This window comes from Citrobacter sp. Cpo012, from assembly GCF_030333015.1.
Classification (GTDB): domain Bacteria; phylum Pseudomonadota; class Gammaproteobacteria; order Enterobacterales; family Enterobacteriaceae; genus Citrobacter; species Citrobacter portucalensis.
Genome location: NZ_JAOWGR010000037.1, coordinates 481,661 through 500,775, shown reverse-complemented (window position 1 = coordinate 500,775; position 19,115 = coordinate 481,661). Strand labels below are relative to the sequence as shown.

Genomic DNA, 19,115 nt, shown 5'->3' with positions numbered 1-19,115 from the left:
TAAAGGTGGAAGACGGTGAATGCCTGTAACCAGGCCTGCTTCGTACAAAATGTAGGCCTGGTAAAATGCCAATGTCGTTATCTGGTATTCATGGAGAAAATAAGAAGGTTACTACCCGAAAGCGAATAAACACTCCACATTGAGATAAATAATGATTACTATTCTCATTCTTAAAAAGGCAGAACCATGATTTTGCTCATTGAAGCTATGTGAAGCAGTAACAAACGAATTTATCAAAGGGAGTCGTCATGTCTTTACGTCATCTGTTTTCGCCGCGTCTGCGTGGTTCTTTACTGTTAGGTTCACTGCTCGTTGCATCATCTTTTACTACGCAGGCTGCAGAAGAACTGCTGCGCAAAGCCGTCGGCAAAGGCGCCTATGAAATGGCGTACAGCCAGCAAGAGAACGCGCTGTGGCTGGCGACCTCACAGAGCCGCAAACTGGATACCGGCGGGGTGGTTTATCGTCTTGACCCGGTCACCCTCGAAGTGACCCAGGTGATTCATAACGATCTCAAACCGTTTGGTGCCACCATCAACAACGCCACGCAAACGCTGTGGTTCGGCAATACGGTAAACAGCGCGGTAACGGCGATGGATGCCAAAACGGGTGCGGTGAAAGGACGTCTGGTGCTGGATGCGCGTAAACGTTCTGAAGACGTTCGCCCGCTGCAGCCGCGTGAGCTGGTCGCCGATGATGCTACCAACACGGTATACATTAGCGGTATTGGTAAAGAGAGCGTGGTTTGGGTGGTGGACGGTGAGACGATCAAGCTGAAGGACACCATCCAGAATACCGGCAAAATGAGCACTGCTCTGGCTGTCGACAGCAAGGCTAAACGCCTGTACACCGCCAATGCGGACGGTGAATTCATTACCATTGACACCGCCACTAACAAAATTCTCAGCCGCAAAAAACTGCTGGATGACGGGAAAGAGCATTTCTTTATCAACCTGAGCCTGGACACAGCGGGCAACCGCGCATTTGTCACCGACTCTAAAGCGGCGGAAGTGCTGGTAATCGATACCCGTAATGGCAATGTACTGGCAAAAGTAGCCGCGCCGGAATCCCTGGCCGTGTTGTTCAACCCAACGCGTAATGAAGCCTACGTGACTCATCGCCAGGCCGGTAAAGTGAGTGTGATCGACGCGAAAAGCTATAAAGTCGTCAAAACATTCGAGACCCCAACGTTCCCGAATAGCCTGGCGCTCTCCGCCGATGGTAAAACCCTGTATGTCAGCGTGAAACAGAAATCTACCCGCGAGCAGGAAGCCACCCAGCCGGACGATGTTATTCGTATTGCGCTATAAAACATCCGGAGGGGGAAACCCCTCCTGTCATTTCTCTAAACCCCACGATACGCCTCGTTACACCCCGGCGGTAGCCCGAGCCACTTCAGGGACTTACACTACGCCCTCAACGGCTAACTGAATAACACGGGAATACCATGAAAAAGCCATTTATCTGTCTTTGTGCAGGCGTAATGCTGTTTACCCTTGCAGGATGTACCACCGATTACGTCATGACGACCAAAAGCGGACAAACCATCACCACCCAGGGTAAGCCAAAACTGGATAAAGATACGGGAATGACCAGCTATACCGATCAGGATGGAAATGCGCGGGAAATTAACAGCAACGATGTAGCGCAGTTGATTGAAGCGAACTAAAAATGAAGGCCTGAAGGGTTAACCAGTCAGGCCTTCAGCCATTACGGCGCGGTGCGGTGGATTTCCGCGACGCGTTTACGCACGCCGAACCACCCTGCAACCAGCAGGATGGCAATCAACGGTAATGACGCGATGGTGTAGGTGCCGTTTGGATAGTCAAACGCCATCAGCACTAGCACGCTCAGCAGGAATAGTAGGGTTAGCCACGAGGTAAACGGAGCGCCCGGCAGTTTAAAGCTGACGTCTGCCGTTTTACCTTCTTTTATGGCCCGGCGCAGACGCATCTGACAGACCATGATAAAGCCCCACGACGCAATAATGCCCAACGACGCGAAGTTCAACACGATCTCAAACACCTGCGACGGTACCAGATAGTTCAGAAATACCCCGACGACATAGACGACCAACGTGGCGAGGATCCCAGCCCAGGGTACTTGTTGACGGCTCATTTTAGCCATGAATTTAGGCGCCGATCCGCCCATCGACATGGAACGTAAAATACGCCCGGTGCAGTACAGCCCAGAGTTAAGGCTGGAAAGCGCCGCGGTGAGCACCACAATATTCATGATACTGCCGATATACGGCACGCCCAGTTTGGAGAAGAAGGTAACAAACGGGCTTTGCCCCGCCTGATAGGCATTCCACGGCAGTAACAGAACCAGCAGCACGACAGAACCCACATAGAACAGACCAATACGCCAGATAACGCTATTGATCGCTTTTGGCACCATGGTTTGCGGATCTTTGCATTCTCCAGCAGCGGTTCCCACCAGTTCAATGGAGGCAAACGCGAAAACCACCCCCTGGACCAGTACCAGCGCCGGCAGCAGGCCATGTGGGAAGAATCCACCGTTGTCGGTGATCAGGTGAAAACCGGTGGCGTTACCATCCAGCGGCTTTCCAGTGCCTAAAAAGACGGTACCCACCACCAGGAAAATCACAATCGCCAGCACTTTGACCAGCGCAAACCAAAACTCCATCTCCGCGAACCACTTCACGCCGATCATGTTCATGGTGCCGACAATGGCCAGCGCGCCGAGGGCGAACACCCACTGCGGTACATCACCAAATGCGCCCCAGTAATGCATATACAACGCCACCGCGGTGATATCGACAATGCCGGTCATCGCCCAGTTGATGAAGTACATCCAGCCAGCCACATAGGCGGCTTTCTCACCTAAAAATTCACGGGCGTAGGAGACAAAGCTGCCGCTGGAAGGGCGATGTAAAACCAGTTCACCAAGCGCACGCAGTATAAAGAACGAAAAAATACCGCACACCAGATAGACCAGCGCCAAAGCAGGACCCGCCATTTGCAAGCGTGCGCCAGCCCCTAAAAACAACCCGGTACCAATTGCCCCGCCAATGGCGATCATTTGTACCTGTCGATTACCCATCGCTTTGTGATACCCCTCTTCGTGGGCATTCAACCAGCGTCGTTTCGCCGCATGTTGTTCCGCGGCTTGCGTGTTGTTTGTGTTCATTACTTTTCCTGTTGACCTGACAAAAATACAAAATCCTTTTTGCCGCACCTGCTGCGGCGAAAACAGCCTTACCCTTCATTGTGTTACGGGGGAAAACTGCCGGCCGAGCATCCTACATTCAATTGTTCGGTTCCGCAAAGCCCCGATAACAAGAATTCAGCATTTTTGTACAGCCAGCACTGGCGCGGTGTGGCCTCGATTCAGCCAATAAAAGAGAAGGGCGTAAATACGTGGAGAGGTGTGCGCTTATCGAGACATTCACCCGATAAGCGCCGTAAGGTTATGCTGATACGCCAAAGACCTGAACGGCCTGCTGTAAGCGCGATGAACGTTGAGTCAAATCGGCGGTAGCATCGGTGACACGCTCCACCATCTCGGCGTTATTGTGTGTCATGGTGCCAACGCGTGAAATCGAATCGTTAATCAGATCCAGCGCCTGGGTTTGCTCACGCGTCGCCAGACTAATATCTTTGATCATCATCGACATCTGCAGGACATCGCCAATCATCCCAGTGAGATGCGTTTCCGTTTGCTCCACCATTTTGACACCGCTGTTAACGTTAGCGACATTCTTCTCAATCAGCTGTTTGATCTCTTTTGCTGCAGACGCCGAATGCTGCGCCAGATTACGGACCTCTGCCGCCACAACGGCAAAACCACGCCCGGACTCCCCGGCCCGCGCGGCTTCAACCGCGGCATTGAGCGCCAGAATATTAGTCTGGAAAGCAATACTGTCGATAACGCCGATGATGTCGACTATCTGCCCGTTGTCACGCGATATCGCCTGCATCATGGCGATAGTTTGTTTCATAATATCGCCGCCTTCTGCCGCATTGGCGCTGGTTTTATCGGCCATGGTCATAGTATGAGCCGCAGTCTCAGCAGTTTGCTGTACCGCACTACCAATTTCTTCAATGGCGGCAGCGGTTTGTTGCAGGTCGGCGGAGGTTTCTTCTGAACGCTTGTGCAGCGCCGTACCTTCTTTTGATACCCGCTGACTGATGGCGCGAATACCGGATATTTGCGTACTGACATCATCGACCAGGGAATTCAGATTAAGCCCGGACTGATTAACCAGACGCATCAGCATTCCGATCTCATCCACCCGATTTAAATGACAGTTATCAGGTTTTCTCCCGGATACCACTCTCTTCATTTGCGTCAGTAGCGTATTAACTGGCTGACAAATTTGATACTTAAGGTAAATAGCAAGCATCAGAAATAAGAACAATAACCCTCCCGCCTGAATAAATGGATTAACAGGAGCGAAGAGAAATAGCACAGCGAGCAGGGCGATTACCCCTAAAGAATAATTGACGCGCTGGCTAATACTCAGCCATTTAAACATTGATGCCCATGACAATATTCCGCGACGAATGATAATGCCTTTAAAAAGACGAAACCCTTTAAGCTGCTGATTATTAATTTTTTGATATAAGCTTTCGCTTTGAGTTATTTCATCGCGCGAAGGAACGGTACGCACCGAGATGTAGCCGGTGAGTTTTTCATTGTGCCAGACTGGCGTAACGTTGGCGCGAACCCAGTAATGGTCGCCATTCTGTCGACGGTTTTTCACCATCCCCGTCCAGCTGTCTCCCTGCTGTAGCGTGTACCACATATCGGCGAACGCCGCGGGAGGCATATCGGGATGGCGAATAATATTATGTGGTTCGCCCATTAACTGGTGTTCGTTAAATCCGCTGGCATCAATAAACGCGGAGTTGGCGTAGGTAATATGACTTTCTTTATCCGTCGTAGAAAGCAGCGTCGCTTTATCGTTAAGTGCGTGCTCAATTTGTGTAACGAGCATGTTACTTTTCATAGAGGTCCCATGGTGCTATGTATAATCCATACAAAAATCCCCGCAATAAAATCGGGGGATATTAAAATCTGTTTTAAACCGTTTTAATAAGAACGTTGCATTCTCTACTAATCATCAATTCTGTGGAAGTAGTTAAAATAAAAATTCCTATGTAAATCATTCATCCTGTGTCATAAAAGTGAAACAATTAATACAAGCGCATAACGTGACAAGTCGTTTAAACTGACTTAACGTAAATCGCGTTAAAAAACCTTTTCGTAAAAAGAAAACTGGCATGAAATGATTTTGATGTTATTACCGTGATTCCAACGACCCTATTATATTTTGTAGGCTATTAATTGCGGGCGTTTTTCTGTTTAGCGTTACAACCAGTACTGGGCGATCCAAATTTTAACCCTGGCAGCGACAGGGGCTGTTATCTACTTTTTAGCTGAGTAAATGTGAATTAAATGTTTCAGTATGGCTATTTGATAAATTAATAATAAAGACATGTTAACAAACATAGGCTCGTAACATGTCATATCGCCTGAGTATTCTGGATAAAAGCCCCATCGGTGAAGGTGAAACTGCCGCGACCGCGCTTTCCCGTACGTTGCGCCTGGCGCAACTGGCAGAAGAGTGGGGGTGCCATCGTTTCTGGATCGCGGAACACCATAATACGGCACAGCTGGCCAGCCCATCGCCGGAGCTGGTGATCGCCTGGATCCTCGGGCAAACCCAGCATATCCGCGTAGGTTCCGGCGGCGTAATGCTGCAACATTACAGCCCGTACAAAGTGGCGGAAAACTTCAATCTTCTGGCATCGCTGGCTCCTGGACGTGTTGATCTCGGCGTAGGGAAAGCCCCTGGCGGCTTACCGCTGTCGACCCAGGCGTTACAGCATGGGCTGCATCAGGAAGAAAAAGGCAGTTTTGCCGACCAGCTTTCTTTGCTTAACGATTGGCTGGCGCTGAGCGGAACGGAAAGCGGGGAAACGGTATTCCCGACGCCAATTCCACCGATACCACCGGAAAAGTTTGTACTGGGAGCCAGTGTGCAAAGCGCGCAGTTAGCAGCGCAATCCGACTGGAATTTCATCTTCGCAGCGCACCTCAATGGTGACAAAGCGTTATTGCATGACGTTTTGTCCTTCTGGCAGACCCACAGTGCACGCCCGACGATAGTCGCCGTGCAGGTAATTGTGGCTGACAGTTACGACACCGCTGCGCAACTGGCGGAAAACGTACAAATCTGGGGCGTGGAGCTGGAAGATGGTCAACGTGTCACGGTAGCCAGCGAAGAACAGGCGCTGGCGTTTGCCGCTCAGTCTGGCAGCCCACCAAGCAAAATCGCGCGTCGTGAGCAGGCGTTGCTACATGGCACAGCTCAGGAGGTGATGGCAAAGCTGAATGCTCTGCATACGCAATTTGGCATTGACGAGTTCATTATCGACACGCCAGTGGCGCAAGGGCATGCGCGTCTGACATCGCTGCGTTTGTTAGCGCAAGCCCATAACGCCGTGGAGGTGCTCTGATGACTCTCGGATCAACGCTTATCGACTGGCGTCGTGAACTACATCAGCATCCGGAGCTTTCCCTGCAGGAGGAAGCAACCACGGCGCGCATTCACGCCTGGTTGCACGCTGCGGACGTCGACATTCTGCCGTTCGAGCTGAAAACCGGTCTGGTCGTGGAAATTGGTCAGGGAGAAGATGTCATCGCGCTGCGGGCGGATATCGACGCGCTACCGATAGAAGAAAGCGCCGATGTTCCGTTTCGTTCACTCACGCCGGGCGTGATGCATGCCTGCGGGCATGACGTCCATACCAGCGTCATGCTTGGTGCAGCACTGCTGCTAAAACAGCAGGAAATAACCTTACCGGGGCGAGTACGTATTTTGTTTCAGCCAGCTGAAGAGAGTTTCGGCGGCGCAAAAACGTTGATCCGCGCCGGTGCGCTGCAAAACGTAGCGGCTATTTTCGGTATGCACAATGAGCCCGGTTTGCCGGTGGGCGAATTTGCCACACGCGGCGGCGCATTTTATGCCAATGTCGACCGCTTCGTACTGCGCATTAATGGCAAGGGCGCACATGCGGCGCGTCCGCATGAAGGTAAAGATGCCATCCTGCTCGCCAGCCAGTTGGTAACGGTGCTGCAAAGCGTTGCCAGCCGCGACATAAACACGCTGGATTCGGTGGTGCTCAGTGTGACCCGTATTCAGGGAGGAAACACATGGAACGTACTGCCGGAGTCCGTTGAGCTGGAAGGGACACTCAGAACGCACCGACCCCAGGTGCAGCAGCAGGTTAAGGCCCGCGTTAATGACATCGCCGCCGGATTTGCCCACGCCTTTGGCGCACAAATCGACGTAATCTGGCATGCGGGACCAACCGCATTGGTAAATGATGATCGTTGGTCCGATATTGCCACCGCGGTGGCGAAACAGTCAGGCTATACCACCCACCATGCCGACCTGCATATGGGCGGGGAGGATTTTGCCGTCTACCTGCAAAATACACCTGGCGCATTTGTCAGTATTGGCAGCGCCAGTGAATACGGATTACATCACCCGGGATTTAATCCGGACGAGCGTTTAATTGAACCTGCCGCGCACTACTTTGCGCAGTTAGCAAAAACGGCATTCGCACACCTTTAAGTTTACCTGTTGGGTAGGGGTTATTATGGCTGGAAATCGGCAACTACGGCTCGGCACTATTCTACATGGCGCATCTGGAAATATGTCCGCATGGCGCCATCCGGCGGCTCAGGCTGATGCCAGTATTAATTTTGATTTTGTCAAAGAGACGGCGCTTATTGCGGAAAAAGGGAAGCTGGATTTTATTTTTGTCGCCGATGGTCTGTATATTAATGAAAAATCAATCCCGCACTTTTTAAATCGTTTTGAGCCGCTGACAGTATTATCCGCTTTGGCCAGTATCACCAAGAATCTGGGGCTGGTTGGCACGGTGTCCACATCATATAGCGAGCCGTTTACGACCGCACGGCAGTTCGCTAGCCTGGACCATCTCAGCCAGGGGCGCGCAGGTTGGAACGTGGTGACGTCGCCTCTGGAAGGATCGGCAAAAAACTACTCTCGCGCTCAGCATCCAGAGCATGCCCAGCGTTATCGTATTGCTGATGAATATTTACAGGTAGTGAAAGGACTGTGGGATTCCTGGGAAGAAGATGCTTTCACCCGTAATAAAACAAGTGGAGAATTTTTTAATCCGCAAAAGCTGCATACGCTTAACCATCATGGAGATTATTTCCAGGTCGCTGGGCCATTAAATATTGGGCGTACACCACAAGGCCGTCCGATTATATTTCAGGCGGGAGCTTCAGCAGATGGCAAGAAATTAGCGGCGCAGCACGCTGATGCCATTTTTACCCATCAGGAGTCGCTGGCAGAGGCTAAAGCGTTCTATCAGGATGTAAAAAGCCAGCTGGAAGTCGCCGGACGACATCCCGATCAACTGCATATATTCCAGGGCGTCAGCGTTATTGTTGGCGACAGCGCAGAGGACGTTGAGCAGCAGTATCAGACTACCGCTGCGCTGGTCTCCGTTACTGACGCGCTGAACTATCTTGGCCGCTACTTTGAACATCATGATTTTGCCCAATATCCGCTGGACGCACCGTTCCCGGATCTGGGCTCTCTCGGACAAAACAGCTTTCGCAGTACGACTGATGAGATCAAGCGCAACGCACGCGAGCGTGGTTTAACACTTCGTCAGGTTGCTCTGGAAGCGGCCAGTCCACGTCCGCGTTTCAGCGGCACGCCACAACAGGTTGCCGACGGCTTGCAGCAGTGGTTCGACGAAAAAGCCGCAGACGGTTTTATCATCCAGGGCGGAACGCCGGATACCTTCCCGCGTTTTGTCGAACAGGTTGTCCCCGTGCTTCAGGCGCGCGGCCTGTTCCGCCATGAATACCCCGGTACGACCCTGCGCGCAAGCCTGGGATTAGCGACACCTGCAAATCAATTCACACAATAAGAGAAAAACGCTATGCAGAAAAAATCAGTATTTCTCGCGCTGTCACTGGCTTTCAGCGCGACCGTTTGGGCAAATGAGGTGACGATTAACGGCACCGGCGTAAGCCTGGAAGCCAATAAAGCGCCGATCAATACAGCTAAGAATCCGCAGGCGATTGCGCAGTTGCCCGCAAACCTGCACCTGGCCGTACCGGGTAAATTCACCGTGGCGATTGCCGGGCTCAGCCAGCCACCGCTGACCGTTTTTGCCGATGACAATAAGACGTTGATCGGCAGCGAGGCGGACATCGCGCGTCTGGTGGCTGACAGTCTGGGACTGGAACTCAACGTTGTACCTACGTCATGGGAAGACTGGCCGCTGGGCGTCACTTCCGGCAAATACGATGCCGCGATCAGCAATATTACCGTCACCAAAGCACGCAAAGAAAAATTCGATTTCGCGACGTATCGGAAGGACTCTCTTGGCTTTTATGTCAAAACCGGCAGCAAACTGAAGAAAATCGAGCAGGCGGAAGATATCGCAGGACTACGCATTATCGTCGGTTCGGGGACTAACCAGGAAGCCATTCTGTTGGCCTGGAACGATGAGAACGTTAAGAAAGGGTTACAGCCGTTTACGCCGGTGTATACCAAAGATGATGCCGCGCAAACCCTGGCCCTACAGTCGGGCCGCGCCGATGCGTACTTCGGTCCTAATGTAATCGGCGCGTGGAAAGCTGCACTCAACGGTAAAACGCAATTAGTGGGTAGCGTTGATGGCGGTTGGCCAAAAGCGGCACATATCGCTGTGACGCTGAAAAAAGACAGCGGCCTGGTTCTGCCGGTACAAACCGCCCTCAACGGCGTGATTGGCAACGGCGACTATGACAAGGTGCTGAATCGCTGGGGAGAAGGGGTGGAACGCATTCCACAATCTGAAATCAACCCGGCCGGTTTAGGCGACTAAGGAGGTCATCGTGAGCGATCAATTTCGCGTGCTCTCACCGGAAGCCAGCGAGCTGCAGCCCATTTTGAACGGTCTGTTCGGTGAATATGCCGCCCGCTATGGCGATTACTTTTCTCGCGACGCTGAAGTGGAACTGACCGAATGGTATCTGGCGCCGCAGGGACTTTTTGTGGTACTGGAGCGCCGCGGCGAAATTATCGCCACCGGGGCTTACAAACCTTACGATAAAGATACCGCCGAGATTAAGCGCATCTGGACAAAAAGCAGCCTGCGTCAGCAGGGGCTGGCGGCGCGCGTGGTGCAGGAACTGGAACGTAGAGCGCTGCTCGCAGGCTACAGCCGGATTTATCTGACCACGGGATTTCGCCAGCCGGAGGCCGTCAGACTTTATTTAAGCCAGGGCTACGATCCGCAATTTGATACGACGCGCGATCCCGAAGAGTACAGCCTGCCGCCGTTTGATGGACGGCTGCGCTTTACCAAACTGCTGACTATTGCCGGTCAGGCCAGAATCGCCTGAGGAGAGAAAATGAAAACGACAGATAGCATTAGAGTCGTACCGGCACGTTATCCCATGCGTACCGTAGGCGCGGTCATTGCCTTATTTGCCCTTGCGGTAATTCTCCAGTCCGTGGCGTTTAATCCGCGCTGGGAATGGAGCGTGTTTGCCCGCTGGTTCTTTGATCCGGTTATCTTGTCCGGCCTCGGGCAAACGCTGTTACTGACGCTGATCGGGACGCTGTTGAGTATTGTCATCGGCGGTCTGCTGGCGTTGGCGCGGCTTTCATCTTCCTGGCTGTTGAACGGTCTGGCATGGGGATACATCTGGCTGTTTCGTTCGTTACCGCTGATTGTGGTGCTGATCGTTTTGTACAACTTCTCCTATCTGTACGACACGTTGACGATTGGTATTCCGTTTACTCCCATTCAGTGGGGAAGTTTTGAGACCATCAATGTACTCGGTCAGTTTTCCACTGCGGTGGTTGGCCTGACGCTGGTGCAAAGCGCCTATACCGCCGAAATTATTCGGGGTGGATTTTTAGGGGTCGATCACGGTCAGTACGAGGCAGCGGCAGCACTGGGCTTACCAGCAGGGCGACGTACGCTGCGGATTATTCTGCCGCAGGCGCTGCGCACCATTTTGCCTGCTGGATTCAATGAAATCATCAGCCTGGCGAAAGGGACGGCGATGGTATATGTGCTGGCAATGCCGGAGCTGTTCTACACCATCCAGATGATATATAACCGCACGCAGGAAGTGATCCCGCTGCTGATGGTGGGTGCGGTGTGGTATCTGGTGATCACCAGCGTCCTGTCGTTAATTCAGCACCTGGTTGAACGTGCGTTGGCACGCAGCGAACGACGTTCAGCGATCAACACAACCCGGGTGAGGCGTGCAGAAAAACGCAGTCGTCAACGTCCACAGCAGGAGGCCGTCCATGTCCCACTCGCCTGAAGGCCATATTTCTATTACCGGCGTCAGCAAATACTATGGTCGCCACAAAGCGCTGGATAATGTGTCGCTGGAGGTCCCTCCCGGTACGGTAACGGTTATTCTTGGCCCGTCCGGTTCAGGGAAATCCACACTCCTGCGGGCCATCAACCATCTGGAACGCGTCGATGAGGGGTTTATTCAAATCGATGGCGATTACATTGGCTATCGTCGGCAGGGAGACAAGCTGTATGAGCTGAAAGAGGCGGAAATTTTGCGCCAGCGTGTTAACGTCGGCTATGTGTTCCAGAACTTTAATCTGTTCCCGCACTTAACGGTTCTGGAGAATCTGATTGAAGCGCCCATTGCGCACGGACTGGCAACGCGTAAAACCGCCACCGAGCGGGCATTAACTCTGCTTGATGCGGTAGGGTTACGGAATAAAGCCGATGCCTGGTCGCGCCACTTATCCGGAGGTCAGCAGCAGCGTATCGCTATTGCCCGTGCGCTGGCGTTAAATCCGCGCGTCATGCTGTTTGATGAGCCTACATCTGCACTGGATCCTGAACTGGTCGGTGAAGTACTGGATGTCATTAAAGCGCTGGCGAAGTCGGGAACCACGCTGGTTGTGGTAACGCATGAGATTGGCTTCGCCCGGGAAGTGGCGGATCAGGTGGTGTTTATGGTCGATGGCAAAATCATCGAGCAGGGCAGCAGCGAGCAAGTGCTGAATCATCCACGCCACACGCGCACTCAGCAGTTTTTGTCGAAAGTGCTTTGAGACACATTGCGGCACAAGGCTGTGCCGCACAGAGGTTACAGAGTGACGACGATTTTGCCTACCTGGCCGTTGGCTTCCATGTATTGATGTGCTTCGACGATATCATCAAAGGCAAAGGTTTTATCAATCAGCGGCTTGAGCTGGCCAGACTGCAATCCTTCAAAGATAAACCGTTTCGCCCGCGCAAGTTTTTCTGCGTCCGTGGTGATTTCGAAAATCTCATAGCCGCGGAAGGTCAGATGGCGACCGAGTATCTCAATGACCGGGATAGAAAGGTCACGTGAATCAAGCGAACCATACTGGAAAAAGAGCCCACCGGCTGGCATCACTTGGGCAATTCTTGCCACCGCTGGGCCACCGACCGGATCGAACACCACGCGGGTTCCTTTACCCTCAGTAATCCGCTGAATCTCGGCCACCAGATCCTGCTCCTGGCTTGCAATAACCTCTGCCGCGCCCAGTTGCAGCAACTGATCACGTTTCTCACTGGTCCGTGTCATCGCAATCGGTTTTGCTCCCCGCATGTTAGCAATCTGAATTGCCGCCAGTCCGACGCTGCTGGAAGCAGCATTGATCAGCACGTTATCACCGGGCTTAATATCCGCATATTCAACCAGCGCACCGAAAGCGGTCACATACATCATCCAGCTGGCAGCAGCCTCGGTAAAGCTCAGGTTTTGTGGATGCTTTACGACCGCGTGAGCGGGGGCATTAACGACTTCACCATACATTCCATATTGATGAAAGCTGAATGCCGGGATGACGCTAACGTAATCGCCAGGTGCAAACTCACGTACGTTGTCTCCCACTGATTCAATGACTCCGGCAGCTTCATAACCCAGTCGCGCCGGGAAATTAGGTTGGTAAATATACTGTCCGGTGCGGTACATAACTTCCGCACGGTTGATACCAATAGCCCGCACGCGGATCTGAACCTCATTTGCATCAGGCGCGGGAACCTGCATCTCCTGAATCTTCAGGACTTCAGCGCCACCAATTTGATTAAAAACTACGACCTTAGACATAGCAGACCTCAGTAAATTGTTCTGTATTGGGTCTGCACAATTTAACGACTCAGATGAGAGTGAAAAACCGTTGTTGCGGAACTTCACTATTACTTATTTTGTAATAATCCCTGAAGTCGCGGTTTTTGTTGGCTAAAAAGTTCGCATAACCAGTCAATGAATACCCGAACCCGAGGGGCGAGATGACGTCTGTCCGGGTAAAGCACCGAAACTGGTTTTGATTCTCCGGTATAATCGGCCAGCACCTCAACAAGCTGGCCTGACTGAAGATAGGGCGCAAGAACAGCATGAACGCCACGTATAATGCCGAGTCCAGATAAGCAGCCGGTCAACAGAATATCGGAGTTATCAACGCTTATCCGCCCTGCGGGGGTGAACGATTCGGTTTTACCTCTGTTGACGAAGGTCCATTCCAGCGCTTCGCGATGACGCTCGCTAAAAAAGTTAAGCGCCTGGTGTCGGGATAAATCCTCTGGTACCTGCGGCACCCCCTGTTTTTGCAGATAATCCGGTGAAGCACAGGTCACCATTTTGACCTCACCAAGCCGCCTGGAGATCAAGGTCGAATCTTGTAGCTCGCCAATACGGATCATGCAGTCGATGCCTTCGGCAAGCATATCGATTCTACGGTCGGTGGAGGTGAGCACCATCTCGATGTCAGGATACCGCGACTGGAAATCTTTCAGCGCAGGAACTAACACGGAGTGCGCCAGCGACAGAGGTGCATTAACCCTGAGTTTTCCGCGTGGCGGGCGAGTTGGCGAGAAAGAAGCCATGATGTCATCAACGTCACTGAGCAGTATTTTTGTGCGTTGGTAAAAAGCATCACCTTCTTCTGTCAGACTCACTTTACGAGTCGTGCGGTTAAGCAACTTTGCCCCCAGGTCGTCTTCAAGATGTTGGATAGCTTTGGTGACCGCAGGGCGGTGCAGGTGTAACACATCTGCGGCTCTGGCAAATCCACCTTGCTCAACAACCTGTACAAAAATGTTCATGTATTCAAACATACTGGAACGCATTGCTTATTCTCTCCCGGTATTCGACCATTGTTATTATGAAAGTAATAATCATGTCTGCATAGGTTGCCGAATGCTGCTCTACACTTAGGGTTTTAACGTTGGGGGTTGCAGCATGATTAAGGTCTATGGGGTACCGGGCTGGGGATCGGCCATCAGTGAAGTGATGCTCACACTGGCGGAGATCCCTTACAGCTTTATTGATGTGGACGGTTTTGACAGCGATGGTCCTTCGCGGGAGTTGCTTAAAACAATGAATCCACTATGCCAGGTGCCCACGCTGGTACTGGAAAATGGCAGCGTAATGACGGAAACGGCGGCGATCGCGCTGATGATCCTCGATCGTCGCCCCGAACTTTCACCACCCGTTGGACACGCCGAACGCCAGCAGTTTCAGCGTCTGCTGATATGGTTGGTGGCAAATGTCTATCCCACGTTTACCTATGCCGATTATCCTGACCGATGGGTACCGGACGCCCCGGCGCAGTTGAAAAAGAACTGCATTGAGTACCGTAAATCCCTCTATATGTGGCTGAACAACCAGCTAAGCGCCGAGCCGTACGCATTTGGGGATCAGCTAACACTGCTGGACATTTACATTGCCGTTATGCGCTCCTGGGGACCAGGGCATGACTGGTTTCAGGACAACACGCCGAATATTAGCGCCATCGCCGATGCGGTTTGTCAGCATCCGAGGCTGCGTACCGTACTGAAAAGCAATAAGATTATTTGAGTAAAAAACGCTGTTCCGCAGGAGTGCAAATCCCGGAACAGCGGGCGAACTATCGCCATAAGTTTTAAATTACGCGACAGAAGGGGTCAGCGTAATACGATCCAATGGACCCACGATAAACAGATAAGAAATCAGGCCAATCAGCCCCATCGAACCGACGTACAGAATGGCGTAATCAAAAGACTGGGTATTCGCCAGAATGATGCCGATCACCAGTGGCGTGATGATACTGGCCATATTGCCGCACATATTGAAAACGCCACCTGCAATACCGAGCACTTCTTTTGGCGAGGTATCGCTAAGTACGCACCATCCCAGATTGCCAAAACCTTTGGCGAAAAACGCCAGACTCATCGCCGCGATCACCACAAATTCTGACGAGGTGTAGTTGGCGATAACGATGACGCAGGAAAGCAGCATTCCGCAGATAACCGGCAGCTTACGGGCAATCGTCAGGCTGTAGCCGCGCTTTAAAAGCCAGTCGGAGAAAACACCGCCTAATAATCCACCGATAAAACCGGCAATGGCAGGGATACTGGCGACAAACCCCACTTTGAGGATCGACATGCCTTTCGCCTGATACAGATAAGTAGGGAACCAGGTCAGGAAGAACCAGGTAATTGATGTCACGCAGAACTGTCCGATATATACGCCAATCATCATGCGGTTGACGCAGACGCTTTTAATTTGCGCAAAGGTAACCTTCTGTGGCTCTTTTTTATTACCCAGCGACGGTTCACCACCGCCTTCCCGAATATAGTCAATTTCCTGCTGGTTCACCTTTGGATGATGCATAGGGTCTCTGACTTTGACCAACCAGAAGATGCCAAGAATAACGCCTATTGCCCCAATGTAATAAAACACAAAGTGCCAACTGAGATTATGCAAAATAATCGTCATTAGCGGCGTAATAATCCCTAACGAGATATATTGCGCGGCCTGATAGACAGAGGTAACAAAGCCCCGTTCGTTATTAGGAAACCACTGCACGCTTAATCGGCTGTTGGCCGGAAAGGCCGGAGCTTCAATCGCACCCATCAGTAATCGTAAGATAATCAATACGACAAGCGGGCTGGCGTACAGATAAATGGTGCCCTGAAACATCGTTACCAGCGACCAGCCAATCAGTGCGCAGCCGTATACCAGACGAGAACCATAGCGATCTAGGAGCCAGCCGCCGGGCAGTTGCATAATTACATAAGAAATACCGAAGGCAGAAAAGGCCAGCCCCATTGCTTCAGGATCAAAACCTAATTCTTTGCTCATAATCGGCGCCACGACGGATAACGTCGCGCGATCGGCGTAATTAAATACGGTAGCAAGAAACAGAAATATCAGAATGCCGTAACGCACTTTTGTACGCTTTATTATTGTGTTCATCACCCACTCCTTTCATAAGGTTGAGAGCGTTTCTGTAGGGAAGAGGGCGGGTATTACTTACCCGCCAAATAAATAAGGACGTTTACCAAACTCGCAGGTCAATTGTGTCCAGCGGCGCGTCTGCTCGCTGATGCTAAACCCCAGGCCGTGACGGTCGGAAACCCACATCCGGCCATCACGCAACTCAAGCTGTTCATTAAATAACGGGTTCAGCCATTCAAAATGCTCCAGCCATGGCTCAAGCGGATAAGCGGCGGACAGATGCAGGTGAACTTCCATAGCGAAGTGTGGAGCCAACTTGCGACCATGTTTAGCCGCCAGGTCCATAATTTTCAGGAACGGTGAAATCCCTCCCACACGCGGTGCATCGGGCTGCACAAAATCGCTGGCATTGCCGAGGATCAGCTGTTCATGTTCGCGGAAGCTGGTCAGCATTTCACCGGTGGCAATCGGGGTATCAAGCGCGGCGGCCAGTTGGGCGTGGCCTTCAACATCGTAGGCGTCCAGCGGCTCTTCAATCCAGATTAGATTAAATTGCTCCATTTTACGTCCCATACGGATGGCGGTTTCTCGATCCCACTGCTGATTGGCATCGACCATTAGCGGGAAGTCATCCCCCAGCGCTTCACGCACCGCGGTTAAGCGGCGAATATCCTCGGCGCAGTTTGGCTGACCAACCTTGAGTTTGATACCACCAATGCCGTTTTCACGGGAAATAACCACGTTTTTTAGCACCTGATCCAGCGGCGTATGCAGGAATCCGCCGGAGGTGTTGTAGCACTGCACGGAGTCCCGATGCGCGCCAAGCAGTTTTGCCAGCGGCAATCCTGCACGCTTGGCTTTCATATCCCATAATGCGATATCGATAGGGGAGATGGCTTGTACCGCCATGCCGCTGCGCCCCACGGAAGCGCCAGCCCACAGCAGCTTGGTGTAGATCTTGTCAATATCGTTTGGATCTTCGCCTAACAGGTTATCGGCAATTTCTTTGGCATGCGCATAGATTCCCTGGCCGCCAGCCCGCTTGGAGTAACTAAATCCCACGCCTTCAAACCCGTCGCGGCTGTGGATCTCGGCGATGATTATGGCGACTTCAGTTAGCGGTTTCTGGCGACCGGTGAGCACTTTGGCATCGCTCACGGGTGTTGCCAGAGGAAGGAAAGCCAGAGACAGTTTTACCCATTCAATACGGTCACCGGTTTCTGCTGCGGTTTTAGCGTTAGCCGATTTGGCATAGGTCACGGCATCGGAATTGGCACTTAAAGACATATTGTTCTCTCCTGGTGATAACAAATGATTGCGCTATCATTTTTAATGTTAGCGCAATCACTGTGCCAGCGAATTGACTGCGATTTGAACAATTGCTCACAAATTCAGAGAGAGAAGGGTGGTAAATTATAAACGACGTCACATTCCAGTACTTTATGGAGAAATGCACAAATCATTGTGATTGCGCTATCATTTTGAGTGGCGATAATTAACTAAGCTGCTGTTTTCCCTGCGTTATCACTGAGCAACGCTGGCAATAGCCAAAATCATGATGAATAATGCCAGGATAAATCAGCGATTTTTGACAAGGGCATCGACAGTGAAAAATCCCAAACCACCGCGCGCTCCCACGCTGGAAGATGTTGCCCGTACCGCGGGATTGTCACCCATGACGGTGAGCAGGGCGTTGAATACCCCGCAGCTGGTGCGCCCGAAAACGGTTGAAAAAGTGATGCAGGCGGTGCGCGCCACCGGCTATATTCCCAACGCACTGGCTGGGGGACTGGCGTCGCGTCGCAGCAAGCTTATCGCCGTGGTTATTCCGCAAATTAACAACAATATGTTTGTCGATACCATCCAGTCATTAAGTGATGAACTGGCAGAACGCGGATACCACATTTTGCTTTGCGTGTCGGGTTATACACCGCAAACTGAGGCGGAGCTGGTGGCGACGCTGCTTTCTCGTCGCCCGGATGGTGTAGTACTCACCGGTATTCATCATACCGCTGAGCTGAAAAAAGTGATTCTTAATGCGGCCATCCCGGTCGTGGAAATCTGGGATTTAACCCCAACACCCATCGATATGCTGGTCGGTTTTTCGCATGAAAAGGTCGGGCAAGCGGTGGCAGACTATCTGCTGAATAAAGGCTATCGACGTCCGGGGTTGTTATGGACTGCCGATCGCCGGGCAGGCCAGCGTAAACAAGGACTGTGCGATGCGTTGAGTCGTCATGGTATTGCGGCTGACGCACAGGTGGACGTCCCACTTCCGGCCTCTCTGGCATTGGGACGCACTGGATTGGCGCAGCTATTGGCGGATCGCAAGTTTGATGTCATTGTCTGTAGCTCAGATACGTTAGCTCAGGGGGCGATCATGGAGGCCGAGAGTCGCGGTATACGCGTGCCGCAAGAGTTAGCGGTAATCGGTTTTGGCGATCTCGATTTTGCTGCCAGCAATCGGCCAGCCATCACCACCGTCAGCGTCGACAGACGAGCCATCGGGCAACGTGCTGCCTCACTGCTTGCCGATCGTATCGAACAAATTCCGCGTGAAGACGATATTATTGATGTCGGTTTTCATCTGGTTGAACGAGAGTCCGCATAAGTTACCTGCAACCCAAAACAATAAGGAATCTGCTATGCCGCACGTTGATATTAAATGTTTTCCTCGCTCTCTTACCGACGAACAGAAAACCGCCCTGGCGGCGGATATTACCGAGGTTATTATTCGTCATTTGCAAAGCAAAGACAGTTCAGTCAGCGTGGCGCTCAATGAAGTTGAGCCAGAGGCGTGGCAGGCCGTGTGGGATAAGGAAATTGTGCCGCAGATGGCGAGATTAATTAAAAAACCTGGCTACAGTATGTAA

General features: G+C 51.9%; 18 protein-coding genes. 12 read left to right on the top strand and 6 right to left on the bottom strand.

Annotated elements, in window-relative coordinates:
* Positions 1-248 precede the first annotated feature (248 nt).
* Both yncE and OGX90_RS12265 read left to right on the top strand, forming a co-directional pair.
* Entirely contained in the window at positions 249-1,310 is a 1,062-nt protein-coding gene (yncE, locus tag OGX90_RS12270; protein ID WP_032943509.1) for a 7-bladed beta-propeller protein YncE, read from the top strand.
* A gap of 137 nt (positions 1,311-1,447) precedes the next feature.
* Complete coding sequence (locus tag OGX90_RS12265; RefSeq protein WP_003020157.1) at positions 1,448-1,669, top strand: YgdI/YgdR family lipoprotein; 222 nt, start codon at positions 1,448-1,450, stop codon at positions 1,667-1,669.
* A gap of 41 nt (positions 1,670-1,710) precedes the next feature.
* On the opposite strand, the gene ansP is transcribed toward OGX90_RS12265, so the two are convergent.
* Positions 1,711-3,153, bottom strand: a complete 1,443-nt coding sequence (gene ansP, locus OGX90_RS12260; protein ID WP_003833088.1) for an L-asparagine permease — start codon at positions 3,151-3,153, stop codon at positions 1,711-1,713.
* Between the two features lie 280 nt (positions 3,154-3,433).
* Complete coding sequence (locus tag OGX90_RS12255) at positions 3,434-4,975, bottom strand: methyl-accepting chemotaxis protein (RefSeq protein ID WP_286623943.1); 1,542 nt, start codon at positions 4,973-4,975, stop codon at positions 3,434-3,436.
* Positions 4,976-5,489: 514 nt separating this feature from the next.
* Here OGX90_RS12255 and OGX90_RS12250 point away from each other — a divergent pair.
* From OGX90_RS12250 to OGX90_RS12225, 7 genes are read left to right on the top strand one after another with little or no spacing between them, the layout of a single operon-like run.
* A complete protein-coding gene (locus OGX90_RS12250; protein ID WP_286623941.1) occupies positions 5,490-6,488 on the top strand; it encodes an MsnO8 family LLM class oxidoreductase in 999 nt (332 codons plus the stop codon).
* Entirely contained in the window at positions 6,488-7,609 is a 1,122-nt protein-coding gene (locus tag OGX90_RS12245; RefSeq protein WP_286623939.1) for an amidohydrolase, read from the top strand. Before OGX90_RS12250 ends, OGX90_RS12245 begins: the two co-directional genes overlap by 1 nt.
* 25 nt (positions 7,610-7,634) lie before the next feature.
* Positions 7,635-8,948 carry an LLM class flavin-dependent oxidoreductase gene (locus OGX90_RS23915; protein WP_502872848.1) on the top strand — a complete coding sequence of 438 codons (1,314 nt, stop codon included), beginning with the start codon at positions 7,635-7,637 and terminating at the stop codon, positions 8,946-8,948.
* Positions 8,949-8,960: 12 nt separating this feature from the next.
* Positions 8,961-9,893 (top strand): ABC transporter substrate-binding protein, encoded by a 933-nt coding sequence (locus OGX90_RS23910; RefSeq protein ID WP_032943502.1) that lies wholly within the window; start codon positions 8,961-8,963, stop codon positions 9,891-9,893.
* Between the two features lie 10 nt (positions 9,894-9,903).
* On the top strand, positions 9,904-10,413 hold the full coding sequence (locus OGX90_RS12235) for a GNAT family N-acetyltransferase (RefSeq protein WP_003833076.1): 510 nt from the start codon (positions 9,904-9,906) through the stop codon (positions 10,411-10,413).
* A 9-nt stretch (positions 10,414-10,422) separates the two neighbouring features.
* A complete protein-coding gene (locus OGX90_RS12230) occupies positions 10,423-11,349 on the top strand; it encodes an amino acid ABC transporter permease (protein WP_048214165.1) in 927 nt (308 codons plus the stop codon).
* Complete coding sequence (locus OGX90_RS12225) at positions 11,333-12,106, top strand: amino acid ABC transporter ATP-binding protein (protein WP_234692508.1); 774 nt, start codon at positions 11,333-11,335, stop codon at positions 12,104-12,106. Before OGX90_RS12230 ends, OGX90_RS12225 begins: the two co-directional genes overlap by 17 nt.
* A 35-nt stretch (positions 12,107-12,141) precedes the next feature.
* On the opposite strand, the gene OGX90_RS12220 is transcribed toward OGX90_RS12225, so the two are convergent.
* Together OGX90_RS12220 and OGX90_RS12215 are read right to left on the bottom strand one after the other, a co-directional pair.
* A complete protein-coding gene (locus OGX90_RS12220; RefSeq protein ID WP_071445645.1) occupies positions 12,142-13,131 on the bottom strand; it encodes a zinc-dependent alcohol dehydrogenase family protein in 990 nt (329 codons plus the stop codon).
* An 89-nt stretch (positions 13,132-13,220) separates the two neighbouring features.
* Positions 13,221-14,150 carry a LysR family transcriptional regulator gene (locus OGX90_RS12215; RefSeq protein WP_071445647.1) on the bottom strand — a complete coding sequence of 310 codons (930 nt, stop codon included), beginning with the start codon at positions 14,148-14,150 and terminating at the stop codon, positions 13,221-13,223.
* Between the two features lie 112 nt (positions 14,151-14,262).
* Between OGX90_RS12215 and OGX90_RS12210 the strand changes: the two genes are divergently transcribed.
* A complete protein-coding gene (locus OGX90_RS12210) occupies positions 14,263-14,880 on the top strand; it encodes a glutathione S-transferase family protein (protein ID WP_008784816.1) in 618 nt (205 codons plus the stop codon).
* A gap of 69 nt (positions 14,881-14,949) precedes the next feature.
* Here OGX90_RS12210 and OGX90_RS12205 read toward each other — a convergent pair whose 3' ends face one another.
* Positions 14,950-16,260 carry an MFS transporter gene (locus tag OGX90_RS12205; RefSeq protein ID WP_100272444.1) on the bottom strand — a complete coding sequence of 437 codons (1,311 nt, stop codon included), beginning with the start codon at positions 16,258-16,260 and terminating at the stop codon, positions 14,950-14,952.
* A gap of 57 nt (positions 16,261-16,317) precedes the next feature.
* The gene (locus OGX90_RS12200) at positions 16,318-17,529 is read right to left on the bottom strand and encodes an L-talarate/galactarate dehydratase (RefSeq protein ID WP_286623937.1); all 1,212 of its coding nucleotides are present in this window, start codon (positions 17,527-17,529) and stop codon (positions 16,318-16,320) included.
* Between the two features lie 319 nt (positions 17,530-17,848).
* Here OGX90_RS12200 and OGX90_RS12195 point away from each other — a divergent pair, with 319 nt between their 5' ends.
* Together OGX90_RS12195 and pptA are read left to right on the top strand one after the other, a co-directional pair.
* Positions 17,849-18,853, top strand: coding sequence for a LacI family DNA-binding transcriptional regulator (locus OGX90_RS12195; protein ID WP_172111133.1), 1,005 nt, complete (start codon positions 17,849-17,851; stop codon positions 18,851-18,853).
* A gap of 34 nt (positions 18,854-18,887) precedes the next feature.
* Positions 18,888-19,115, top strand: a complete 228-nt coding sequence (gene pptA, locus OGX90_RS12190) for a tautomerase PptA (protein ID WP_032943490.1) — start codon at positions 18,888-18,890, stop codon at positions 19,113-19,115.